Consider the following 21,713-nt stretch of genomic DNA (forward strand, 5'->3'; position numbering starts at 1 on the left):
TCGCGGCGAGGTGCTAGGCTTCTGTAAGGCAAGCGTTTGCCGGGAGGGTGGCATGGGCAAGTCGGACGGCATCCCGATTCTCGACCTCGGTCCCTACCGGGCCGGCGATGCGGGCGCGCTCGAGACCCTGGCGGCCGCCCTGCGCCACGCCCAGGAGAATGTCGGCTTCTTCGTCATCGTGAACCACGGCGTTCCACAGACGCGTATCGACGCCGCCTTCGAGAGCGCCCGCCGGTTCCACGCGCTGCCGCTGGACGCCAAGCTGGCGCTCAAGGCGAACGAGCACAACATCGGCTACCTGCCGTTCAAGGGCAGCACCACCCGCTCCTCGAAAGTCAACGTCAACACCAAGCCGAACCTGAACGAGGCGTTCTTCGTGAAGCGCGACCTGGCGCCGGACCACCCGGACGTGCTGGCCGGCAAGCGCTACAAGGCCCCGAACCTGTGGCCGGCCGAGATCGCCCTGCCCGGCTTCCGGGCCCAGGTCACTGCCTACTGCGACGCCCTGGAGGCGCTCGCCAGGTCGCTGCTGCCGCTCTACGCCCGCGCCCTCGACCTGCCGGCCGACTGGTTCGCGAAGGCCTTCGACTTTCCGATGTACACCCTGCGGATGACCCACTACCCGCCGGTCCCCGAGCCGGAGATCGAGGACAACCAGTTCGCCATCGCCCCGCACACCGATTCCGGCTTCCTCACCCTGCTGGCGCAGTCGGACATCCCCGGGCTGACGGTCCGGCTGCCGGACGGCACCTGGGTCGAGCCGCCGCTGATCCCGGGCTCCTTCGTGGTCAATACCGGCGACCTCGCCCACCGCTGGACCAACGAGCGGTTCCTGTCGACGCCGCACCGGGTGATCCACCGCACCCCGCGCGACCGCTACGCCGTGCCGTTCTTCTTCGACTGTTCCTACGACCACGTGATGGAGTGCGTCCCGACCTGTACCGGGCCGGGCAATCCGCCGAAATACCCGCCGACGACCTACCCGGAGTATCAGCTCTGGTTCGGCAGCCGGAACTACGCGCACATCGCGCCGAAGGCCGGCGAGAACATGGCCGCGGGCTGAGGCGATGGCGACTTCCCCTCGCCTCGCGGGCCGGGCCGCGATCGTGACCGGCGGCGGCGGCGGGCTCGGCCTCGCCATCGCCCGGCGCTTCGCCGACGAAGGCGCCGACGTGCTGATCGCCGACGTCCAGGGGACCCTCGCCGAGAGCGCCGCCGCCGAGGTGGCCGCCCGCGGCGTGGCGACCCGCGGCGTCCGCATCGACGTCACCGACACCGCCAGCGTCGAGGCGATGGCCGCGGCCGCCCTCGATGCGTTCGGCCGGATCGACATCCTGGTGAACTCGGCCGGGCTGGGCGAGCAGGTCTCGTTCCTGAAGCAGCGGCCGGAGGATTTCGAGCGGATCGTCGCAGTCAACCTGACCGGCTCCTACCGCTGCGCCCGGGCGGTCGCCCCGGCGATGATCGACGCCGGCCGCGGCGTCATCGTCAACATCGCCAGCGTCGCCGGCCTGGTCGGCATCTCCGGGCGGGTCGGATACGGCAGTTCCAAGCACGGCGTCGTCGGCCTGACCCGCAATCTGGCGATCGAGCTGGCGCCCTACGGCATCCGGGTCAACGCCGTTGCGCCGGGGTCGGTCGACACCCCGATGGTCGCCCAGGTGCACACCGCGGCGACCCGCGCCACCTACACCCGCGAGATCCCGCTGGCGCGCTACGGCCTGCCCGAGGAGATCGCCGCCGCGACCGCCTTCCTGGTGTCGGACGACGCCAGCTACGTGACCGGCCACACCCTCCCGGTCGACGGCGGCTTCGCGGTCACGGGGGCGATCTTCGGTCCGGACTGAGCGCGGCCGACGGCCTTTCCCTGCCCGACGTTGATCCATCGCAATGCGCGCTCCGCCGGAACCGGTTGATATGACCGGACGCGCCGTCGGGGGAGCGTATATGTCGATTGGGGGATCCGATGATCAGAATCAGTAGACTCGTCGCCTGCGGTCTCGTCGCCGTCGGCGTCGTCCTCGGGCCGCTCGCAGCAAGCGCGCAGACCGCCAATGCACCGGCTGCCAATGCGCCGACCGCCGACGCGCCGACCGCAGCCTCGCCCGCATCCGGGTTCGACGGCTACCGGGTACTGGCTGTGACCGCCGGCGTGATCGGCGGTGCCGCGGTGGCGGTCATCGTCACGGACGGCCTGATCCTGCCGGTCTACGCCCTGGCCACCGGCGCCGAAGCAGTCGGCCCCGGGCTGATCGCCGGGATGGCCGGGGGTGCGGGCGCCGGAGCCGGCGAGGTGGCGGTGGCGAACGGCCTAGCCGAGCCGATCGGTCGATACGGCTACCATGCGTTCCGCGGCGCAGCGGCACTCCTGGGTGCACTCGGGGGCGGCTTTTTCGTGGATTCATGGTATACGGGCAGCTGATTTTCTGTACACCGGTCAAGCGATGCACCTCCCCGGTGGCCGGGGGGCCGATGTATCCACTAGACTGGCTTTAGTGACAGTGTCCGGCGGCAGGTTGCTCGCCTAGGACACTTTCGGGGGCGGCGTTGGAGACTTGCAGCGACGCCATCAATGGTCTGCAACGAGGAGGTTCCCATGAATACGCTTAAGACAGTCGCCGCCGCCGGACTGATCGCGTCCAGCCTGGCGCTGGCCCCGGCCGGTGCGCAGGCCCAGACCGCGGCTCCGGCCGCCCCATCGAGCTTTGACGCCTACCGGGTGGTCGCCGTGACCGCCGGCGTCATCGCTGGCGCGGCGGTTGCCGCGATCGTCACCGATGGCCTGATCATTCCCGTATACGCCTATGCCACCGGGGCCGGCGGCATGAGCATGGGTGGCATGGCCAACGCGGCCGGCATGGGCGCGGTAGAGAGCATCGGCATGGCCGGCGGCGCGGCCGGGAACATGGGCTACGGCCTCCTGCGCGGCAGCATGCGGCTCCTCGGCGCCGTCGGTGGCGGCTTCTACGCCGACTCCTGGTACACCGGCCAGTAACGGCCCGACCGATCCGGTGCGCCCGGTTGTTCGGGCGCACCGGCTTCGAAGCTGCCTTCCGATGACGACGGGGGTCAGGTCAGTCGCTCTGGATCTTCAGTGAGTCCGGCAGCAGCACGGTGACCGTCGTCCCGCGGTCGACTTCGCTCTCGAAGCGGAGTTCCCCGCCCAGCGTATCGACATGCGCCTTCACGATGGCAAGGCCCAGCCCGACGCCGCCATGGTTTCGGACCAGCGGGCCCTGGCGCTGCCAGAACGGCTGGGTGACCTTCTCGATCATGTCCGCCGGGATGCCGAGTCCGTGATCGGTCACCACCATCGCCGGCCGGCCGTCGTCGCTGACGAACGCCCGCAGCGTGACCCGCGATCCCGTCGGCGAGAACTTCACGGCGTTCGACACCAGGTTCTGCATGATCTGATAGAGGATCGCCTCGTCGACCGCGAGCGACGGCATCCCTTCCTGAACCTCCGCCGCCACGGTCACGTCGCGTTCCAGGGCGGCCGGACGGACGTCGCGCAGCACGGCCTCGACCGCGGCCTGCATGTCGCCGTCCTTCCCGGTTTCGGCCAGCGATGCATGCTCGGATCGTGAGAACTCGAGGATCGCCTCGATCATCGCCAGCAGCTTCGAGCCGCTGTCGATGATGTCGGCGACATAGGCTCGGTAGTGCTCGTTGCCGAGCGGCCCGAACAGCTCGCGCTTCATCAGGTCGGCGAAGCCGATCACCGCGTTCAGCGGTGTCCGCAGTTCGTGGCTCATATTGGCCAGGAAGGTCGACTTCGCCGAGCTGGCGGCTTCGGCCCGCAGCATCGCCTCACTCATTTCCATCTCGCGCCACTTCAGCTCGGTGATGTCCGAGTAGACGCCGACCAGACCGCCCTCGGCGGTCGGGCGCTCGTCGATCCGGAACCACCGGCCGTCCAGGCACTCCTGGACCCGCGGCTCGGCCGCCCGGACGAAGGCCGCCATCCGCTCGCCGAGCCAGTCCCGGGCGCGGTCGACGGCATCGACCGGCGCCCGGGAGGTCTCCGCGTAGCGCTCCATGATGGTGTCGAAGCGTACCCCCGGTCTGGCCGTCGCGCCGGCCTCGCCCAGCATGTCCAGGAAACGGTCGTTGCAGATCACCAGCCGGCGGTCGGGTCCGAACAGCGCGAAGCCGTCGGTAATCCGGCCGATGCCGTCGTGCAGACGCTCGCCGGCCTGGCGGGCCGCCGCCTCGGCATCGAGCCGGGCACTGATGTCGCGCAGCACGATGACGAACACGCGGTCCCCGGCCGCGGTCTCGGCGACCGTCAGTTCGGTCCGCACCGCCGGTCCGTCGGCGCCGCGATCGACCGCCGCCGAGACGACGCGACCGCTGCGTACGGCGTCGCGCAGGGCACCCTCGGCGTGAAGCCGGACGGCCTCGGCCCAGGTTCCGGTCAGCAGGGATTCGATGCGAAGCCCGACCAACTGATCGACCGGCCGTCCGAACAGGCGCTCAGCCCCGGCGTTGGCGGTCACGATCCGCCCCTGGCCGTCGACCGTGACGATCGCATCGAAGCTGGCGTCAACGACCTGCCGCATGTAGGCCCCCTGGCGCGCCAGCATCGCGTCCTGGCGGCGGCGCACCACGCTCTGCTCATGCACGCGCACCAGGGCGACATGGCCGGTCATCGCCAGCACCGCCACCAGCGGGAAACTGGCGTCGGCCATGATTCCGGCCGACAGCGCGATGATGATCGCCGCGACCGGCAGGAGCATGACGGCCGCCACGGCGACCAGGCCGAGCATGGGCAGCCCGAGGACCGGTGCCGCCAGGATCACCCCGCCGGCCAGGGCGGCAGCGGTCGCCAGTTCCAGCCCGGTCATCTCGACCGGTCGGGCCAGGACCCGGCCGCCCAGGATCGAATCGATCGCAAGCGCCTGAAATGTCGTGCTCGACACCGCCTGTCCCGCCCCGGTCAGAACGCCGGCCGAGATACCGGACGCCGACGTCCCGACGACCGCCAGCCGCCCCGCCAGTTCGGCCGGCGGAACCCCGCCGGCGAGCAGCCGCCCGGCGGAGATCACCGGAATTCTCTCGGGATCTCGCGTGTCGACCCAGATCCTGCCGCTCAGGTCGGTCGGGACCAGCCGACCCGCGATCGAAAGTCCCGCGGGACCGTAGGACGTCGGCACTTCGGCGATCAGGTTGGCCGCACCGGTGGCGACCCGCACCGCCTCGATCGCCAGCCCGGGCAGCAGACTGCCGTCGAACGCCACGATGCCGGGCACCGTGCGCACGACACTGTCGAGTCCTGGATACAGGTTGACCGCACCCAGTCCGCGCGCCGCGGCTTCCAGTGCCGGTAGCGGTCGGACCAGGGTACTCGCCTGCGGCAACGCCTGCGGCCGAAGGATGCCATGCACCGCGACCCTGCCGATGATCGGTTGGGCTTCGGCCGGCGGCGCCGGTGCCGTCGACAGGGCCGCCGCCGCGATCACGGGGACCCGCCGCATGGCGCGCGCCAGGGCCAGGTCGTTGTCGGTATCCGGCCCGCCGGCCGCCGGCGACAGCCGGTCCGGCTCGGCCAGCAGGATATCGAGCGCGACGGCGGCTGCGCCCTCTTCGGCCAGCCGATCGACGATGCCGGCAAGCGTATCGCGCGGCCACGGCCATTGCCCGAACGCCCTCAGGCTGGCGTCGTCGATGTCGACCACCACCACCGCCGACGGATGCGACGCGGGCGGGCGCAGGGCCGAGACGAGGTCCGTTCCCCACAACCGGAGCGCGGCCAGCGGCGTCACGTCGCCGACCCAACCGGCGATCAGGGCCGCCAGCAGGACCGCGCCGACCAACCGGTCCCTGAGCGGGTTCGCGATCGCTGCGGCGTCGGCCCGGAACGGTTGGAAACGGTGGCTGTCCATCGAGTGATACTATGCGCTCGGATATGCTGGAGGCATCACGGACTTGGCAGAGGCCAGCCTCAGCGAACCGTGACCTCCACCCGCCGGTTGCGCGGTTCGTCGACCCCGTCGGCCGTCGGGACGACCGGGTCGCGCTCACCGAACGAGTCGACGCTGATCAGGCGCGCCGGCACGCCGAGTTCCAGCACCAGCTGCCGGACCAGTTCGGCACGCTGCAATGCGAGCCGATCGTTGACGTCGGAGGCTCCGACCCGGTCGGTGTGGCCGGCGATCTCGACGCCCGGCACGACGCGCCGGCGGATCGTCTCGAGCACGGTCGGCAACTCGGCCTGCGACGCCGGGGTCAGCTGGTTGGTGCCGGTCTCGAAATACAGCCGGACGGCGACCGGCGGCTCCGGCTCCGCCCCGATGGCACGGCCGAACAGGTCGCGGACGTCCTGCTCGCCGAGGGTCCCGACCGCCCCCGGAGACGCGGCGGCGGTCCCGACCACGGCGCCGGCCCGCAGGGTGTCGAGGGTGACGGAACCCGCGCCGGTACTGAGATCGACGGCCCCGACCGCGCCGTCGGCGTCCGCCAGCAACACCACGATGGTACCGCCCAGGCCGTCCTCGACCACAACCATCGCCGCCTCGAACTGGGTGCGGCACGCGGCAATGTCGTCGGGCTGGTGGCCCTCCTCCTGCTCCTGCATCCAGCAGTCGAAGCCGGCCTGCGCCCTGGCCGCCGCCGCCGGGGTGAAGGCGCGGGCGCCCTGGGCCAGCGCACCGCTCAGCCGGTCGCGGGCAGCACCCAGGGTTTCCCGGTCGGCCGGCGCGAGGTCGCGCGCCTCCAGGGCCTCGGGCTCGACCCGGTCGCCCTCCGCCGCCGTCGTGGCGCGCCGATAGAACCGCGCGGTGTCGGGCCAGTCGTATTCGGCACGCTCCATGTCGCCCAGGGTCGCGTATTCCTGGCTCAACGCCGCCTGGAACGCGGAGTCGGGCGGCGGGACGGTCGCCAGATGCTCGGTATCGAACGGGCCGAACGCGCAGCCGGCGACCAGGCTCAGCGCCGCCGACACCGCCATCCCGCGCAGAACCGCCGACATTCCCATCGCCTAGTTCCCACCGGCGGCCGGCAGGCGGACCGCGAACCGGGTGCCGCGGACCGCGATCACCGAAACCGGCGTGCGGATCCGGGTCCGCTCAGGCGCCAGCTTGCCGATCTTGCCCGACGAGTAAAGCACAGTGCCGCCCAGGGCCGAGCCCAGGAACCCGAATGCGCCCCGCTTCGGCGAATACTCGAACTCGCTGAACTCGAACAGCGAGTTCGGCCCGAGCGAGATCAGCGTTCCGTCGTTGAGGGTCACCCCGGCCGCGCCGTCGGGGCCGGTGCGGAGCCGGTCGCTCAGATGCACTTCCCCGCCGACCTCGGCGGCCAAGGCAGCGCCGCCGCGCAGCAGCTCGACCGCGCCTTCCGTCGTCTTCACGACTCCGATCAGCGGGCCGTCGGCCCAGGCACCCCGCGGCGCGCCGGACATCGCGCCCAGCACCAGCATAGCGGCCAGCCCGAAGGCCCGCAGTGTCGTTCCGATCCCGCCCATCCAGGCAAGCGTGTACCGGCCGACACAATCGGTCAACCCGACATCGGCGGCTGGACCCCGGCGTCAGGCATGCTAGCGTCCGGCCATGCTGATGCCCCGGATACTCCTGACCGTCGCCTCCCTTCTGCTGGCCGCCGCCGTCGCCCTGGCGGCGGTCGGCGCGCATGCGGTGCCGGACGCCGCCCACCCGGGCGGGCTGTGGTGGACGGCGGTGTTCTGGCACGCGATCGGCGGCCTGGGGCTGTTCGCGATCGGCGCCGCCTGGGGCCGGTTCCACTGGGCCTGGGGCACGCTCGGCGCGGCGCTGATGCTGGTCGGCGTCGTGCTGTTCTCGGGAACGCTCTATGTCCAGGGGGCGAACGGCTGGGGTGCGGGGACCTTCCTCGCACCGACCGGCGGCACCCTGCTGATCCTGGCCTGGCTGGCGATGGCGGTCGCGGCGGCGCGCGGCCCCCGTTGACGGGTCCCGGGCCGACCGCCAGCATCCCCGGCCACCCAACCGAACGGAAGAGGAAGCGGCGATGGCCGGACGCGTGCAGGACAAGGTGATCGTGTTGGCCGGCGCCGGCTCGGTCGGCCCCGGCTGGGGCAACGGCAAGGCCTGCGCGGCGCTGTACGCCCGCGAGGGCGCCACGGTCTACCTGATCGACCTGAACCCGGACGCCGTCGAGGAGACCCGCCGGCTGATCGCCGAAGAAGGCGGCCGCTGCCATGCCGCCTCGGGCGACCTGACCGACGGCGAGACGGTCAAGGCGCTGCTGCAGGACTGCGTCGACCGGTTCGGGCGACTGGACGTCATGCACAACAATGTCGGCGGCTCGATGCCCGGTGGCGTCGCGGAGATGGACGAGGCGACCTGGGACCGCCAGGTCGACCACAACCTGAAGACCGTCTATCTGGGCTGCCACCACGCCATTCCGCACATGCGCAAGACCGGCGGCGGCGCCATCGTCAACGTCGCCTCGGTGGCCGGCTATCGTCACATCGGCTCGCCGATCCACGCCTATGCCGCCACCAAGGCCGGCGTGGTGCAGCTGTCGCGGGCCATCGGGGTGAGCTACGCCAAGGAACGCATCCGCTGCAATACGGTGGTGCCGGGCCTCATGCACACCCCGCTGGTCGAGGTCCGACTGGCCGGCCAGCGCTCCGGCGGCGACGCCGAGGCGCTGATCGCCAAGCGCAACGCCCAGGTCCCGATGGGCCACATGGGCGACGCCTGGGACGTCGCCTATGCCGCCCTGTACCTGGCGTCGGACGAGGCCAAATACGTCACCGCCACCGAGATCGTGGTCGACGGCGGCCTGATCATGAGCGCGCCGCTTTAGGCGGGCGCCGATCACCGGCGATCACGTTCCGTCGAGGTGCCCGGGACGGCCGTTACCCCCGCTGTCCGCTGTCATTGGTCCATGATCGTGACGCGACAGCGGAGGCATGCCGCCATGGACGCCAGGACAGGAATCGTCATCCCCTTCCCGCATCCTCGGGCGACCAACCTATTCGGCCCGGACGACCACGCCGCCCTCGACCGGCTGGTCGCCCGGCTGCGACGCAGCGGCGCGGTGCGGTGGGAAACCGAGGAGCGGCCCGGACAGGCCCGGGCCTTCGTCCTGGGAGTCGAGGACGAGACCCTCCTGATCGTCGCCAAAACCGCAGGCGGGATCTCGGTCAGCAGCGGCTACGCGCACGAGCCGCTGTGGCGGGGCGACCGGCTGGCCGGCTACGCCTGACCGGTCCGCCCCGGAACGGCGGCCGCCCTAGAACAGCTTGCCGAAGTAGAGATAGCCGGCGGTCCGGCCGGCGTCGCCCTTGCCCAAGGCCAGGTAGCCGGCACCCAGCGGCGTGTCCGCCCCCAGGAACAGGCTGCCGCCGAAGGCGTTCTTGTCGAATTCGTCCTCGCCGGACGCGTCGTCCAGCCGGGCCGCCTCGAACGACCCGCCGGCATAGACCGGCAGGTCGAAGAACAGCGGCGACCGCCGGCTGAGCCGGCGCATGAGGAGCATCCGACCGAGCAGCAGGTTGCCGGTCGACAGCTCGTCGCGGGCGTAGCCCGACAGGCTGAACAGGCCGCCCACGCGGAACCGGTCGTAGACCGGAAGGTCGCCACTCGCCGCGGTTCCGCCGGAACTCCCCAGGACCAGGGTATTGGATCCCCAGGTCAGGGCACGTACCGCCGTTGCATCCAGCCTGACGTAGTTGTCGTCGGCACCGAGTTCGGTCCGGGAGGCCCCGGCCTGCAGCCGGAGCAGGCTTCCGCCGGTCGGGAACCGCACGCTGTCCAGGGTGTCGTACAGCAGCCGCGCCTCGGCCGCGCCGATCCGGAAGTCGCCGGTCTCGACCCCCGCGCCGGTGCCGGTGTGCAGGTCGACCTCCCCGGCTCCGACACGCAGGCCGACACGGGTGTCGAGCTCGGTGCCGAACTCGTAGCCGAGATAAAGGGCCGCTTCGGCGCGGGTGGTCCGGAACTCGCTGGTCGTACCGTCGTTTCCCCGGGCCCGCGCGTCATTGCGGACATAAGCCGCCGCCGGCAGGACGTAGAACCCGGTCCCGGGCTGCAGCGGCTGGTAGAACTCGCCGAGCAGGTACTGCGCGTCGCCGAACGCGAGTTCGCCGCGCGCCTCGGCTCCATAGGAGTTCAGGGCGGTCAGGGTGAGGCCGAAGCCGACCTCGTAGCTGCTCTCCCCGTCGACGTCGCTCTCCAGCGCCAGGCCGAGGCGAATGTAGTCCTGCGCCCAGGCCTTGCCGGTGGCGGTCACGACCAGGCCGGTCTTGCCCTCGCGGTCGACCAGGGCGTAGTCGACCTGCTCGTAAAGCCCGGACCCGTAGAGCTGGGAGAAATCCTCCTCGATCTGCTTGACGTTCAGCGGCTCGCCGACCTTCTGGCGGATGCTCGCGCGGATGCGCCGGTCGTCGAGCTTGGTGCGGTTGTCGATGTCGACAAAGGCGATCACCGGCGACTCCACCCGTTTGACCCCGCGGCTCCTGCGGTCGTCGGCGTAGGCGGCGGGAGCGAGCGACAGGGCCTGCAGCCGCGCCGTCTGGGCGCGGGCGGCGGCCTCGCCGGGCGCGATCATCTCGAGGATCGCGTCGAAATCGACGGAGCCGCGGTCGCCGAGATCCGGCTGGATCAGGATGTCCTGCGGGCCGAGGCTGGCGATCTGGGCCAGGGAGTTCTGCTGGATCAGCACGGCCAGCATCTGGCCGGCGATATCGAGGCTGCTGGTCAGCTGGTCGCGCTTCTTCAGCACCGTCGGAATGTCGACGACGATGAGCACCTCGGCCCCCATGGCGCGCGCGACGTCGACCGGGAGGTTGTTGGCGACGCCGCCGTCCACCAGCAGGCGCCCGTCAACCTCGACCGGCGGCAGGAAGGCCGGAACCGACATGCTGGCGCGCATCGCGGTCGCCAGGTTGCCGCCGCCGAGGATCACCTGCTTCCCGGTCTCCAGGTCCGCGGCGACCGCGCGGTAGCGGATCGGCAGGTTGTCGAAGTCGCCGATGTCGTGGGCGCGCACGGTCAGCTCGCGCAGCATCAGGGTCAGGCGCTGTCCCTGGATCAGGCCGGCCGGGAGTTGCAGGCCGCCGTCCTTGATCCCGAGCTTGAGGTCGAGCAGGAAGCCGTAGTCCTCCTGCTTGCGTCGCACCGGCAGGGAGCCGCGTGGCGGGCTGTCCTCGAAGGTCTTCGCCCAGTCGATGCTCGCGACCAGGGACTCCAGTTCCTGCGCGTCGAGCCCGAGGGCGTAGAGGCCGCCGACGATCGACCCCATGCTGGTCCCGGTGATGATGTCGACCGGGACCTTCAGCTCCTCCAGCACCTTCAGCACGCCGATGTGGGTGGCGCCGAGGGCGCCGCCGCCGCTCAGGACCAGGCCGATCACCGGCCGGCGCACCTCCGATGCTGCGACGGGAGCCTGAAGCCCGGCCAACAGCCCGACGACCAGCATCGCGCCGAGCCCCCGCATCCACCCCCGCAGCACCCGCCGCCCCGCAACCCGCATTGCCGTCTCCCCGGATCTCTTGCCTGCCGAACCGGCGCGCTCGACGCGCGGCCGCTCCATGCGATCGGGACAGGGTAGACCAAAGAACCGGGATCGGGCCGAGCTTGTTGCAGTCGGTCGCACCGGGCGGCCCTGGTCGGGAACGGTTTGCAAGCGGGGCGCCGCGGGCTAGGGTGCGGCGGTTGCCTTCGGAGCCGCCCATGAACGATGCCGCCCTGCCCACGGAACGCGTCTCCCGCCTCGCCAAGCTGCAGATCCTGGTCGGCCTGCTGGACGCCACGATCGACCACGAACGGAATCGGGACACCCCGTTCGAGGCCCCGGAATGGCTGGTGAAGCACTACCCGCACATCGATCCCGACGACCTGGACGACGTGCTCGACGCCGGGCGCCGGGCGCTGGCGAGGATCACCGCGCGCTGACGCCCGACGGACCGCGGGACGTCAGCGCCGGTAGTTCAGCCGCTCCAGGCCGCGCGGTTCGCGCCGGCCGATGCCGAGCCGGACCAGCCCGAACAACAGCAGCCCGTAGATGACCCAACCGATGATATCCACTGCTTCCATGGCGACGCCCGCAACGGTTGTCGAACGGCGACAGTGTTATCTGCAAAGGTTAACGAATCGCAAAGAAATACGGTTACCGGTCAGGCGCCGCCGAGCGCGGACTTCGGCAGCATCACATGGATGCCCTTCTGCTCGTTCACCAGCTGGGTGACCCGCACGTCGGCCGCCAGGCTCATCAGCATGAACGCCTGGTGGCGCGACAGGTTCGAGCTCGCGGTGATCCAGTCGATCATCTGGCGCAGCGCATGGCTGGCGGCATCGTCCAGATCGGCGTTCATGCCCATGGTCATCCGGTGGGTCGGCGTCTCGGCCCGCGGGTAGGTCCAGTCCAGGTCCTTGCGCAGCACGATCTCGACGGTTCCCTCGAGCGCCGTCTCGATGGCGGTCACGCAGACCTCGCCATCACCCTGGACGCCGTGGCCGTCGCCCAGCGACAGCTTGCCGCCCTCGGCGAACACCGGGAGGTACAGGGTGGTGCCGGGGATCAGCTCCTTGTTATCCAGGTTGCCGCCATGGGCGCGCGGCTGGATCGTCGAGATCATCCCCCAGGCCGGCGGCGGCGCCACCCCCATCACGCCGAAGAACGGCCGCAGCGGCAGCTCGGTGCCCCACGGCAGGCGACCCACATTCCGCTCGGCGTCGAGCGCCACGATCATCTGCTCGCCGGTGTCGAAGTCGTCCGGCAGCGCGCCGGCGAGCGGCCGCACGAAGGTGTAGCCCCAGTCCTGGCGCAACCTGATGTCGAGAATCCGGATTTCGAGCACGTCGCCGGGCATCGCGCCCCGCACCGCGATCGGCCCGGTCAGCATGTGCCCGGGCAGCTTGCGCGGCACGCTCTCGTGCACCCGATAGAGCTCCGGCGGCACGTGGTAGCCTTCGCCGGGCAGATTGGCGGGCGCCCCCGACACCGTCTCGACCGTGACCCGGTCGCCGCTGTCGATGGTCAGCACCGGCTCCATCGTGGCGTCGAACCAGCCCCAGTGGACGGTGTCCGGTCCGGCGGTCAGTCGATGTTGCGTCATGAGGGTTCCCTTCGCCCGGGTGCGCGGCGAAGGATTATGCACCGCCCTTGGTGCGGGCGTCGATGCGGGCCGGATCCAGCATCGATGCGACGGCCATCCGGTCGGCGGCGACATCCAGGTGGAGGCAGACTTCGCCCAGGCAGGCGGACGGGTCGAGGTCAAAGCGGTCCTGGTCGACGGCGACGATCCGTTCGGGTGGGATGCCGAACGCCGACACCCGGGCAGCAGCGCTCGCGAGCGCCTCGCGTGCCGCCGATATCACTCTGTCCACCCCAACCGCGCCGATGGCCGCCGCCATCGACTCCGGGCTGCGTGTCAGGACCAGCAGGGACACGTCCGGCGGGTCCAGGAACGGGAACAACGGACCGGACGGGTCGTGCAGGATCGCCACCTGCGCACCGGTCCGGCTGTTGCGTGCGTCGCGAAACAGGCTCGCCAGGGCCGTCGCGCCGGTCTGCCTGCCGACGGCGACCGTCGCAGGGAAGTCCTCGCGGGGCGTCCCGCGCATTGCCGAGCGCGCGGCCTGATGCAGGGCCATGCCGATCGACATCGGCGACGGGGCGACGATCTGCGGGTGCCGGTCCAGGTGCTGAAGGAACGGTCCCGGCTGGGTCGCGGGTCCGGCAATGAGCAAGAAGTCGCGCGGGCGAATCGTTGCCAAGATCCCTACCCCGACTCAACAAAGGACGGGCAACTGTCGCCCGCGCACCGGATCCGCGCAAGCCCTGGTAGAACTACCATACAACACGACATCCCCACTCGATATCGTCATTTGACGTCAGTGAAGCGTTGGGAGCAATAATGAGGCATCCTTGGGGAGCAGGGACGATGCATCGCGTCTACACCGTGGTCCATACTCGTTGGATCGGTCGGGACGGCCGTGACGAGGATCTGAAGTCGCGGGTCGGCCGGCTCGGGGACGACGTGTCGGTGTTCGCGATCCATACCCTCGGCTGGATCCAGGTCCTGGAGATCGCACGGTTCCTCGAGATCCGCTTCGACCCCCGCGCCACCGGACCGGCTGCCATCGCTGCGCTGGACGGGTTGCTGTACTCGCTGGAACGCAGCGAGACCCCCTGGCTCGTCAAGATGCATGTCTTCAACGGCAAGACCTGGATCGAGACGACCGACACGGACGCCGCCCGGCTGTCCCGGTTCGTTCACGATTGCGTCAGCTTCTGCGAGCGGCCCGACGTGCCGAGCGCGCTCCGCACCGAGATCCTGGGCGACGGCGAGTTCCGCCATCTCGCGGACCCGCTCATCGACCGTATCTCGGCCGCCTGGCGCGGCCATGGCGGACGGATCGATCACGAGCTGATGGCCGAGGTCGGATCGGGCACCTACGGCAACGTGAAGATGCTGACCCTGCTCGACGACAACCGGCTGGTGTTCAATCACTACCGGGCGTCGATCACCGGTCCCTGGGACAACGCCACCTGGGCCAGCTTCTCGGGCCGGGACGTCAGGCAGGCGGTCCCGGACCGCGCGCTCGCCGACGCGGTCGACCGGTCGGCCCGCCGCGTCCTGGCCGGCGCCGCTCCCATGCTCGAGCATTGGAGCGGGCCGATCCTGACCTCGAAAGGCGCGGCCATGTACGACTGGCTGCGCGCTTCGTTCCCGGTCCAGCTGCGCGACGGCCGCGGCCGGGACGGCGCGACCACCGTTCTGGTGGTCTGCGTCCCGTCCCGCACCGCCTACCGCGCGACCGCCTAGCCGGTCCTGACCTGCCGCTCCCCGTTGCGGTCGACGATCAGGCGGCGCTTTCCCGACGAGAATGTTTCTGCACGCTCGAACGCGGCGTCCGGCTGCGTCGACATCAGCACCAGGTCGGAGTCCTCCGGAACATGCGGGCGGATCCAGGTGATCCGCTCGTAGACGTCGGGCTCCCCGACGCGCTGGGCCCGGCCGGCATCGGTGATCCAGCGCTTCATCAGCGAGAAGCTGATCTGCGGTCCCCACCAGGCGGCCGCCAGGGCACGCACGGCCATCGGCATCGCATAGGCCAGGGTCGACGCATGGCCGCGCAGATCGGGCCGTATCCAGAACCCGCCGACATAGACCGCCGACTCGTCGACCGTCGAGGCGAAGCGCTCGGCCTCGCCCTCGATGATCAGCCGCTCGCCCCGCACCATCTGCTCGACCGGGTTGGCGTAGAACAGGCTCAGCGTGGCCAGATGGTCGGCCAGCGACGTCACGCCGAACCGGTACAGTCGGATCGCGTGGGTCGCCGCCAGCCCATTTCCATCGCGCACCACGATGGCCGCGGCGTCCCGGGCCCGGAACGGCTTGAGCTTTCGGTCGAACGCGGTCGGCAGGAACTTGCCGGTCGCCGCCAGAACCGAAGCGAAGTCGTCCATGTCGTCGAGCACCGAGAAGGTCAGGCCGCTGGCCTCGGCGTCGCGGTCGAGGCACACGAAGGCTTCCTCCAGGACGTGACGGCGGTCACCGACCGAATCCGCGATTGGTCCGATCGACGCGAGCAAGGCTGTTTCAGTCATCACATGGTCCCCACCAGTGAAGCGGGGCCGGACCATCCGCCCCCGCGGTACCCACTAGCAAGCAACGGCAGGACGGATGGTGGAAGAGGCAGCCTCGAACCCCGCGGGAACCGGGCACGCGCACGGGCAAGCCGGCAGCCGTCGCAACGCCGGGTCGCGCGGAAATCGGTCCGGTTGCTACAGTGGGGGAAACGCGAGGAGGAGGACGCCATGACCGAAAGCCGGATCGAGAGCATCGACGGCTGGCACGCGCATGTCTATTTCGACGCTTCGACGCGGGACCCCGCCCGCGCGCTCTACGACCGGGTCGCGGCCCGGTTCCCGGACGCCGAGATGGGGCGCTTCCACGAGCGGCCGGTCGGGCCGCACCCGATGTGGAGCTACCAGGTCGCCTTCGCGCCCGGACTGCTGGCGGACATCGTCCCGTGGCTCGTGCTGAACCGCGACGGCCTGGACGTGTTCGTCCATCCGAATACCGGCAACGGCCGAGCCGACCATTCGGCCCATGTCATGTTCCTGGGGAAGTCCTACCCGCTGGACCTGTCGATCTTCGACGACTGATCAGGCGGCGGCCCGTTCGCCGGCGGCGTCGGGCAGCGGCTTGCGGACCCGGTTCGCGACCATGCGGTCGTGCAGCTCGGTGATCGTGCGGCTGCCGGTCTTCACGAACAGGAACGGCAGGACCGCATGCACCAGGCAGGCGAGGCCCGCCAACACCATGCGCCAGCCGAACCCGAAGGCAACGCCCATATGCTCGGAATAGCTCTCGCCGACCGATTGCGGATGCTCGTTGAACAGCCGGTTCATGGGATCGTCCCTCCGTGCGGATCGCGGTTCCAACCTGTCGACAAGGATAGCGCGACCGGCCGGAATCGGTTTGCGAACTTCCCACAATTCCCGCTGTGGTGTAGAATTTCATTTTATGGATGACATAGATCGTAAAATTCTTTCCCTAATCCAGAAGGATGCCGCCCTCGCCCTGGCCGACATCGCCGAGCGGGTCGGGCTGTCCACCACCCCGTGCTGGCGCCGCATCCAAAACCTGGAGAAGTCCGGCGTGATCCGCGCCCGGGTCGCCCTGCTGAACGCCGCCAAGGTGAATGTCGGGGTCACCGTGTTCGTGCGGATCCGCACCAGCCGCCACGATCTCGAATGGCTCGACCAGTTCGCCCGCGCGGTCGAGGACATCCCGGAGATCGTCGAGGTCTACCGGATGAGCGGCGAGATCGACTATGTGCTGAAGGTCGTGGTGCCGGACATCGCCAGCTTCGACGCCATCTACAAGCGGCTGATCGGCGCGGTGCCGATGATGGACGTCAGCTCGAACTTCGCGATGGAGGAGATCAAGCTGACCACCGCCCTGCCGCTGACCTACGCCTGACACTCAGTCTCCGACAGCCCCGGTCGCCGCCGGCGCGGGAACCGGCCGCTCGCGCCGCTGGATGCCGGTCATCCAGCCGCCGAACCGCCGGGCCAGCCGGATCGACGGCGCGTCGACGTAGCGCGCGTAGACCGATGCGAGGGCCACCACGGTGGTCACGTAGACGGCCAGGTTGACCAGCAGCGACAGGTCGTTGCGCGGCAGCCACAGGAAGATCTGGCAGGACAGCGAGCACACGATCGGCAGGTGCAGAAGGTACATGCTGTACGAGTAGTCCCCGAGCCTCTGCGGGATGCGGGTGTTCAGGACCCGGTCGCCGAGACCGGCGATCACCGCGCCGACCACGAGCACCGCACCGAAGCCGTTGTAGAAGAACACGTTGAACAGCTGCTCCCCGGGATTCTCGAACAGCACCGGCAGCCAGGCGTAGTCGAAGCGGCCGGGGATGTAGCCGCCGAGGTAGAGCCCGACGAGCAGGGCCGGGACCCGCCAGCGCTTCGGCACCGGGAAGTAGCCGAGCAGCGCGCCGCCGACGATCGTCACCACGAAGATCGCCCCCTGCTCGAGATAGAACGCCATCAGGAAGCAGGTCGCGCCGATCACGATCCAGCGGCCCCGGTCGGGCATGACCAGGAACATCGCCAGCACCACGATCGAGCCGATGAACTCGTACTTGATCGACCACAGCACGACGTTGAAGAACGACAGCCCCGACAGCAGGCCGTTATAGGCGATGTCCCGCACCGCGTTCAGCGGCGTCAGGAACGCCTCCGGCATCAACTGGGCCAGCGCGCCGGAGTTGGTGATCGCCGCGACGTCCTGGTTGACGTACAGCCCCAGCCTGGACAGCAGCAGCGAGAACAGGATCGCCCCGGCGATCGGGATGGTCAGCCGGAAGTACCGCCCCCACAGGCTGACGCCGAGCCGTTCCCGCCGGCCGTCGAAGAACGGCATCGTCAGGACGTAGCCGGACAGGGCGAACAGGATCATCAGCGAGAACGGTCCGGCGACCAGCAGCGACACCACCGGGGTCTCGACGACCTTCACCATCCAGTGCGCGTCGCCGCTCGGCGGGTACAGCACGGCGTCGAACACGGTGAGCGTGTTCGGCAGGAACGCCATCAGGAAGTGAATGATGATCACGTGCAGCGCGAGCAGCCCGCGCAACCCGCTCAGCGTCGAGACGTAGCGCCGGTCGGTCGGGCCGTATCGCGCGACGGAGCCGGACGACGAACCACCCTCGGAGCTGCTCATCTCGCCGCGCCCTCCGCCAGCACCGGTCCGGGTCCGACCGGGCAGGAGCCAAGACTATTCGGAAAGCGCCGACAGCGGCAAGTTTGTCATCCCATCAATGCGATTACCGGTTCCGCAAAGATCCCGCTTAGCGGGCGGATCCGGTCGGTGCCGCATCCCAACTCGACGACGAAGCCAGGCCGGGTCAACCCGGCTGGCGGCGCGGCAGGTCGAGGTCGGTCCATACCGCGTCGAGCGCGGCGGCCAGGCGGTCGACCTCGGCGTCGCCATGCAACGGTGTCGGCGTGATCCGCAGCCGCTCGGTCCCCTGCGGCACCGTCGGGTAGTTGATCGGCTGGACGTAGATCGCGTGCTCGGCCAGCAGCAGGTCGCTGGCCTGCCGGCAGCGCGCCGGGTCGCCGACCAGCACCGGCACGATATGGCTCGGGTTGTCCATCACCGGCAGGCCGAGGGCGATCAGCCGCCGCTTGACGGTGGCCGCCCGCTCCTGGTGCCGGGTCCGCTCGCTCTGCGAGACCTTCAGGTGCTCGATCGCCGCCCGGGCGCCGGCCGCCACATGCGGCGGCAGGGCGGTGGTGAAGATGAAGCCGGACGCGAAGGAGCGCACGAAGTCCACCAGGTCGCGGCTGCCGGCGATGTAGCCGCCGAAGCTGCCGAACGCCTTGCCGAGCGTGCCCTGGATCACGTCGAGCCGATGCGCGACCCCGTCGCGCTCGGCGACCCCGCCGCCCCGGTTGCCGTACAGGCCGACGGCATGCACCTCGTCGAGATAGGTCATCGCGCCGTACCGCTCCGCCACCTCGCAGAGCTCGGCGATCGGCGCGATGTCGCCGTCCATGGAGTATACGCTCTCGAACGCCACCAGCTTGGCGCGTCCCGGCGCGACCTGGGCGAGGCAACGCTCCAGGTCGGCCGGATCGTTGTGCCGGAAGATCATCTTGTCGGCCCGGGAGTGCCGGATCCCCTCGATCATCGAGGCGTGGTTCCAGGCGTCCGACAGTACCACGCAGTCCGGCAACCGCGCCGCCAGGGTCGCCAGGGCGGCCATGTTCGCGACATAGCCCGAGGTGAACAGGAGGGCCGCCTCCTTGCCATGCAGATCGGCGAGCGATGCCTCCAGCAGCACGTGGTTGTGGTTGGTGCCGGCAATGTTGCGGGTCCCGCCGGCGCCCGCCCCGGACCGCGCCAGGACCTCGCCGACGGCCGCGAGCACCGCCGGGTGCTGGCCCATGCCGAGATAGTCGTTGGAGCACCACACCGTGACTTCCCCGGCACCGGCGCCGTGATGTGCCGCCCGCGGGAAGTCCCCGGCCCGCCGTTCGAGATCCGCGAACACCCGGTAGTTCCCGGCCGACCGCAGGCCGTCCAGGGCGTCCGCGAAGAACCGCCCGTAGTCCACCCGGTTCACCGGCGGGACGGTCGCCTGTCGGACCTGACGTGCCATGGCCTTGCTCCTGCCTGGCGCACCGCGCGCCTCGTCCGGCGTCTGCGACCCGCAGTACCGGACAGGGACCGGTTACCGGTCCGATCCGGCCATCGCAACCGCGCGTTACGCCGCACCCCGGATCGCCAGGGGAAATGCTTCCGCACCCGGCGCGGTTAACGCAATGGTAAGATAGCGTCCTTAGCATCCCCCACTACTTTACGATGCAGGTCCACAGGAAATGTTCGCGTGGCCCGTAGCAACAGGCGCCGTGATCGCCGCGGTCGCCCTCGCCGTCGGCCTGCTTCGCCAGTGGCGCAGGGCTCGCGACCTCACGCGCGAGAACCGGGAGCTTCAGGCAGAGACCGGGCGCCTGGAGGCGGCCACCCAGGCCCGCAGCCGGTTCCTGGCAATGATGAGCCATGAGATCCGCACGCCGCTGACCGGCATCGTCGGCTTCGCCGAAGCGCTGACGGACGACCCGCTGACGCCGGACGGGCGGCACGCGGTCGACAGCATCCGCCGGGCGTCGTCCTCCCTGCAGGAGCTTCTCGGCGACATCCTCGACTTCTCGCGCATCGATGCCGGCGGCCTGCCGATACAGCGGACCGCGACCGACCTGGAGGCCCTGCTCAACGGGATTCGCGACGAGTTCGCTCCGCAGGCGCGGCGGCGCGGCCTCGCCTTCGGACTCACGGTCGCGGACGAGGCCCGGCGCTGGTCGATGACCGATCCGCTGCGGCTCCGGCAGGTGGTGGTCAACCTGGTCTCCAACGCCATCCGCTACACCGAAGCCGGCGCGATCCGGGTCGCCGCCGCGGTCGACCCCGACGACGCGGACACCGTGACGATCCGGGTTACCGACACCGGCCTCGGCATCGCTCCCGACGACTGCCGGCGGATCTTCGACGCCTTCTCCCAGGCTGCCGACGGGAAAGCCGCCCAGGCCGGCGGGGGCGTCGGACTGGGGCTGGCCATCGCCGAAGGGCTTGTCCGGGCGATGGGCGGCAGCCTGACCGTCGACAGTGCCCTCGGCGCGGGCAGCACCTTCACGGTTTCGCTGCCGCTGCCCGTCTGCGCCGCACCCGCGGCGGTGCCCAGCCCCCCGACGGCGGCGCCGACCGTCGCGCCGGCGCACATCCTTCTGGTCGACGACGTCGAGATGAACCGCGAGCTGTTCGCCGCGATGCTGATGCGCTCCGGTCATCGCGTGACCACCGCCGAGGACGGCGAGACCGCCCTGCGCTGTCTGGCAGTGGATCGCTTCGACCTGGCCTTGATCGACATCCAGATGCCGTTCATGGATGGGATCGAGTTGACCCGGCGGATCCGATCGTCGGAGAATCCCGTCGTCGCCGGCCTGCCGATCGTTGCCCTTTCGGCAGGCGCCTATGGCGAAGACCGGGCACGGGCGCAGGAGATCGGGATGGACGACTACGTCACCAAGCCGGCCACCCGCGAAGACATCGCCGCCGCGGTCGCTCGGGTCCGCCAGGGCACGGACGGCGCCACGGCGACCGTCGCCGGACCCCGAACGGTTCCGGCGCAAGATCCGCTCGACCGGGAGGCTTTCGAGCGGCAGCGCGCGACGTTCGGTGACGAGCGGATCCTGCGCTTCCTGGCCATGCTCGCCGAGGAACTGGAGCGGCGCCGGACGGCGATCGGCGACACCGCCGGCGGCAGCACGGTTGCCGAACTCGGCCAGCATGCCCACGCGATCGCATCGGCGGCCGGCAACCTCGGGTTCCTCCGGCTGATGGATCTCGGCCGTACGCTCGAACGCAACGTCGCGACGCTCTCGCCACCCGAACTGGCGGTTGCGCTGGACGAATTCCTGCACTCGATCGCGGACGCCTCCGCCTCGATCGCGGCGCTTCGGATCGAGCTCCACAGCCCGGCGTCGGATCGGCGCGCGGCCGGCTGAAGCGACCCGACGGCCCGCGGCTCGGCCCCTGAACACCCGGTAGTGCCGGGAGAAGCCGCGATCCGCGGCGGCATTGGCGACAACCCCGGGGGGGCGACGACCTCGGGGATCTTCTCCGGCCGCGCCGCGCGCGGGCATGCCGTCGAGGACGCCGAGGGCGCCTTGCCGGAAGGCGTGTCTATTCGGCG

At 70.2% G+C, this 21,713-nt stretch carries 22 protein-coding genes; 12 read left to right on the forward strand and 10 right to left on the reverse strand.

Annotated elements, in window-relative coordinates; all coding sequences use genetic code 11:
• The first annotated feature begins 52 nt into the window (after positions 1-52).
• The 4 genes from RIC31_RS14620 (at position 53) to RIC31_RS14635 (ending at position 2,995) form a co-directional block, all read left to right on the forward strand.
• Positions 53-1,063, forward strand: a complete 1,011-nt coding sequence (locus tag RIC31_RS14620) for an isopenicillin N synthase family dioxygenase (protein ID WP_350108868.1) — start codon at positions 53-55, stop codon at positions 1,061-1,063.
• A gap of 4 nt (positions 1,064-1,067) precedes the next feature.
• Positions 1,068-1,847, forward strand: coding sequence for an SDR family NAD(P)-dependent oxidoreductase (locus tag RIC31_RS14625; RefSeq protein WP_350108871.1), 780 nt, complete (start codon positions 1,068-1,070; stop codon positions 1,845-1,847).
• Between the two features lie 119 nt (positions 1,848-1,966).
• Positions 1,967-2,422 (forward strand): hypothetical protein, encoded by a 456-nt coding sequence (locus tag RIC31_RS14630; RefSeq protein WP_350108874.1) that lies wholly within the window; start codon positions 1,967-1,969, stop codon positions 2,420-2,422.
• Positions 2,423-2,596: 174 nt separating this feature from the next.
• Positions 2,597-2,995, forward strand: coding sequence for a hypothetical protein (locus RIC31_RS14635; RefSeq protein ID WP_350108877.1), 399 nt, complete (start codon positions 2,597-2,599; stop codon positions 2,993-2,995).
• A 79-nt stretch (positions 2,996-3,074) separates the two neighbouring features.
• On the opposite strand, the gene RIC31_RS14640 is transcribed toward RIC31_RS14635, so the two are convergent.
• Genes RIC31_RS14640 through RIC31_RS14650 form a run of 3 tightly spaced genes read right to left on the reverse strand, consistent with a single transcriptional unit; the run spans position 3,075 to position 7,501 of the window.
• Positions 3,075-5,885: a CHASE2 domain-containing protein gene (locus RIC31_RS14640; protein WP_350108880.1), complete on the reverse strand. Its 2,811-nt coding sequence runs from the start codon at positions 5,883-5,885 to the stop codon at positions 3,075-3,077.
• A 59-nt stretch (positions 5,886-5,944) separates the two neighbouring features.
• Positions 5,945-6,970: an OmpA family protein gene (locus RIC31_RS14645; protein ID WP_350108883.1), complete on the reverse strand. Its 1,026-nt coding sequence runs from the start codon at positions 6,968-6,970 to the stop codon at positions 5,945-5,947.
• 9 nt (positions 6,971-6,979) lie between these two features.
• Positions 6,980-7,501, reverse strand: a complete 522-nt coding sequence (locus tag RIC31_RS14650; protein WP_350108886.1) for a FecR family protein — start codon at positions 7,499-7,501, stop codon at positions 6,980-6,982.
• 55 nt (positions 7,502-7,556) lie between these two features.
• Between RIC31_RS14650 and RIC31_RS14655 the strand changes: the two genes are divergently transcribed.
• From RIC31_RS14655 to RIC31_RS14665, 3 genes are all read left to right on the forward strand, one after another.
• Positions 7,557-7,925, forward strand: coding sequence for a DUF423 domain-containing protein (locus RIC31_RS14655; RefSeq protein WP_350108889.1), 369 nt, complete (start codon positions 7,557-7,559; stop codon positions 7,923-7,925).
• A 61-nt stretch (positions 7,926-7,986) separates the two neighbouring features.
• Positions 7,987-8,790, forward strand: coding sequence for an SDR family NAD(P)-dependent oxidoreductase (locus tag RIC31_RS14660; RefSeq protein ID WP_350108892.1), 804 nt, complete (start codon positions 7,987-7,989; stop codon positions 8,788-8,790).
• A gap of 114 nt (positions 8,791-8,904) precedes the next feature.
• The gene (locus RIC31_RS14665; RefSeq protein WP_350108895.1) at positions 8,905-9,192 is read left to right on the forward strand and encodes a hypothetical protein; all 288 of its coding nucleotides are present in this window, start codon (positions 8,905-8,907) and stop codon (positions 9,190-9,192) included.
• Between the two features lie 27 nt (positions 9,193-9,219).
• Here RIC31_RS14665 and RIC31_RS14670 read toward each other — a convergent pair whose 3' ends face one another.
• Positions 9,220-11,460 carry a patatin-like phospholipase family protein gene (locus tag RIC31_RS14670; protein ID WP_350108898.1) on the reverse strand — a complete coding sequence of 747 codons (2,241 nt, stop codon included), beginning with the start codon at positions 11,458-11,460 and terminating at the stop codon, positions 9,220-9,222.
• A gap of 200 nt (positions 11,461-11,660) precedes the next feature.
• Between RIC31_RS14670 and RIC31_RS14675 the strand changes: the two genes are divergently transcribed.
• Positions 11,661-11,882: a hypothetical protein gene (locus tag RIC31_RS14675; protein ID WP_350108901.1), complete on the forward strand. Its 222-nt coding sequence runs from the start codon at positions 11,661-11,663 to the stop codon at positions 11,880-11,882.
• Between the two features lie 221 nt (positions 11,883-12,103).
• Here RIC31_RS14675 and RIC31_RS14680 read toward each other — a convergent pair whose 3' ends face one another.
• Together RIC31_RS14680 and RIC31_RS14685 are read right to left on the reverse strand one after the other, a co-directional pair.
• Positions 12,104-13,045, reverse strand: a complete 942-nt coding sequence (locus RIC31_RS14680; RefSeq protein WP_350108904.1) for an acetamidase/formamidase family protein — start codon at positions 13,043-13,045, stop codon at positions 12,104-12,106.
• A gap of 34 nt (positions 13,046-13,079) precedes the next feature.
• Positions 13,080-13,706 carry a hypothetical protein gene (locus tag RIC31_RS14685; RefSeq protein ID WP_350108907.1) on the reverse strand — a complete coding sequence of 209 codons (627 nt, stop codon included), beginning with the start codon at positions 13,704-13,706 and terminating at the stop codon, positions 13,080-13,082.
• A gap of 167 nt (positions 13,707-13,873) precedes the next feature.
• Here RIC31_RS14685 and RIC31_RS14690 point away from each other — a divergent pair, with 167 nt between their 5' ends.
• Positions 13,874-14,758, forward strand: a complete 885-nt coding sequence (locus tag RIC31_RS14690; protein WP_350108910.1) for a hypothetical protein — start codon at positions 13,874-13,876, stop codon at positions 14,756-14,758.
• On the opposite strand, the gene RIC31_RS14695 is transcribed toward RIC31_RS14690, so the two are convergent.
• Positions 14,755-15,543: a hypothetical protein gene (locus RIC31_RS14695; protein WP_350108913.1), complete on the reverse strand. Its 789-nt coding sequence runs from the start codon at positions 15,541-15,543 to the stop codon at positions 14,755-14,757. The two genes, RIC31_RS14690 and RIC31_RS14695, sit on opposite strands and share 4 nt — an antisense overlap.
• Before the next feature lie 210 nt (positions 15,544-15,753).
• Here RIC31_RS14695 and RIC31_RS14700 point away from each other — a divergent pair, with 210 nt between their 5' ends.
• Positions 15,754-16,104, forward strand: coding sequence for a DOPA 4,5-dioxygenase family protein (locus RIC31_RS14700; RefSeq protein ID WP_350108916.1), 351 nt, complete (start codon positions 15,754-15,756; stop codon positions 16,102-16,104).
• On the opposite strand, the gene RIC31_RS14705 is transcribed toward RIC31_RS14700, so the two are convergent.
• Positions 16,105-16,350 carry a DUF6356 family protein gene (locus RIC31_RS14705; protein ID WP_350108919.1) on the reverse strand — a complete coding sequence of 82 codons (246 nt, stop codon included), beginning with the start codon at positions 16,348-16,350 and terminating at the stop codon, positions 16,105-16,107.
• Between the two features lie 115 nt (positions 16,351-16,465).
• Between RIC31_RS14705 and RIC31_RS14710 the strand changes: the two genes are divergently transcribed.
• On the forward strand, positions 16,466-16,924 hold the full coding sequence (locus RIC31_RS14710; protein WP_350108922.1) for an Lrp/AsnC family transcriptional regulator: 459 nt from the start codon (positions 16,466-16,468) through the stop codon (positions 16,922-16,924).
• Between the two features lie 3 nt (positions 16,925-16,927).
• Here RIC31_RS14710 and RIC31_RS14715 read toward each other — a convergent pair whose 3' ends face one another.
• Both RIC31_RS14715 and hemA read right to left on the reverse strand, forming a co-directional pair.
• Positions 16,928-18,178, reverse strand: coding sequence for an acyltransferase family protein (locus tag RIC31_RS14715; RefSeq protein ID WP_350108925.1), 1,251 nt, complete (start codon positions 18,176-18,178; stop codon positions 16,928-16,930).
• 184 nt (positions 18,179-18,362) lie between these two features.
• The gene (gene hemA / locus RIC31_RS14720; protein WP_350108970.1) at positions 18,363-19,577 is read right to left on the reverse strand and encodes a 5-aminolevulinate synthase; all 1,215 of its coding nucleotides are present in this window, start codon (positions 19,575-19,577) and stop codon (positions 18,363-18,365) included.
• Positions 19,578-19,872: 295 nt separating this feature from the next.
• Here hemA and RIC31_RS14725 point away from each other — a divergent pair, with 295 nt between their 5' ends.
• Positions 19,873-21,525 (forward strand): ATP-binding protein, encoded by a 1,653-nt coding sequence (locus RIC31_RS14725; protein ID WP_350108928.1) that lies wholly within the window; start codon positions 19,873-19,875, stop codon positions 21,523-21,525.
• The last annotated feature ends 188 nt before the right edge of the window (positions 21,526-21,713 follow it).

This window comes from Thalassobaculum sp. (assembly GCF_040219615.1).
In the GTDB taxonomy this organism is placed as follows: Bacteria; Pseudomonadota; Alphaproteobacteria; order Thalassobaculales; family Thalassobaculaceae; genus Thalassobaculum_A.

What these genes read in the sequence shown, in the direction of transcription:
- RIC31_RS14620 (WP_350108868.1), top strand. Translation starts at nt 53, where the DNA reads ATGGGCAAGTCGGACGGCATCCCGATTCTCGACCTCGGTCCCTACCGG.
- RIC31_RS14665 (WP_350108895.1), top strand. Translation starts at nt 8,905, where the DNA reads ATGGACGCCAGGACAGGAATCGTCATCCCCTTCCCGCATCCTCGGGCG.
- RIC31_RS14695 (WP_350108913.1), bottom strand. Translation starts at nt 15,543, where the DNA reads ATGACTGAAACAGCCTTGCTCGCGTCGATCGGACCAATCGCGGATTCG.
- RIC31_RS14660 (WP_350108892.1), top strand. Translation starts at nt 7,987, where the DNA reads ATGGCCGGACGCGTGCAGGACAAGGTGATCGTGTTGGCCGGCGCCGGC.
- RIC31_RS14670 (WP_350108898.1), bottom strand. Translation starts at nt 11,460, where the DNA reads ATGCGGGTTGCGGGGCGGCGGGTGCTGCGGGGGTGGATGCGGGGGCTC.
- RIC31_RS14635 (WP_350108877.1), top strand. Translation starts at nt 2,597, where the DNA reads ATGAATACGCTTAAGACAGTCGCCGCCGCCGGACTGATCGCGTCCAGC.
- RIC31_RS14690 (WP_350108910.1), top strand. Translation starts at nt 13,874, where the DNA reads ATGCATCGCGTCTACACCGTGGTCCATACTCGTTGGATCGGTCGGGAC.
- RIC31_RS14675 (WP_350108901.1), top strand. Translation starts at nt 11,661, where the DNA reads ATGAACGATGCCGCCCTGCCCACGGAACGCGTCTCCCGCCTCGCCAAG.
- RIC31_RS14710 (WP_350108922.1), top strand. Translation starts at nt 16,466, where the DNA reads ATGGATGACATAGATCGTAAAATTCTTTCCCTAATCCAGAAGGATGCC.
- RIC31_RS14640 (WP_350108880.1), bottom strand. Translation starts at nt 5,885, where the DNA reads ATGGACAGCCACCGTTTCCAACCGTTCCGGGCCGACGCCGCAGCGATC.
- RIC31_RS14700 (WP_350108916.1), top strand. Translation starts at nt 15,754, where the DNA reads ATGACCGAAAGCCGGATCGAGAGCATCGACGGCTGGCACGCGCATGTC.
- RIC31_RS14625 (WP_350108871.1), top strand. Translation starts at nt 1,068, where the DNA reads ATGGCGACTTCCCCTCGCCTCGCGGGCCGGGCCGCGATCGTGACCGGC.
- RIC31_RS14680 (WP_350108904.1), bottom strand. Translation starts at nt 13,045, where the DNA reads ATGACGCAACATCGACTGACCGCCGGACCGGACACCGTCCACTGGGGC.
- RIC31_RS14655 (WP_350108889.1), top strand. Translation starts at nt 7,557, where the DNA reads ATGCCCCGGATACTCCTGACCGTCGCCTCCCTTCTGCTGGCCGCCGCC.
- RIC31_RS14705 (WP_350108919.1), bottom strand. Translation starts at nt 16,350, where the DNA reads ATGAACCGGCTGTTCAACGAGCATCCGCAATCGGTCGGCGAGAGCTAT.
- RIC31_RS14630 (WP_350108874.1), top strand. Translation starts at nt 1,967, where the DNA reads ATGATCAGAATCAGTAGACTCGTCGCCTGCGGTCTCGTCGCCGTCGGC.
- RIC31_RS14715 (WP_350108925.1), bottom strand. Translation starts at nt 18,178, where the DNA reads ATGAGCAGCTCCGAGGGTGGTTCGTCGTCCGGCTCCGTCGCGCGATAC.
- RIC31_RS14645 (WP_350108883.1), bottom strand. Translation starts at nt 6,970, where the DNA reads ATGTCGGCGGTTCTGCGCGGGATGGCGGTGTCGGCGGCGCTGAGCCTG.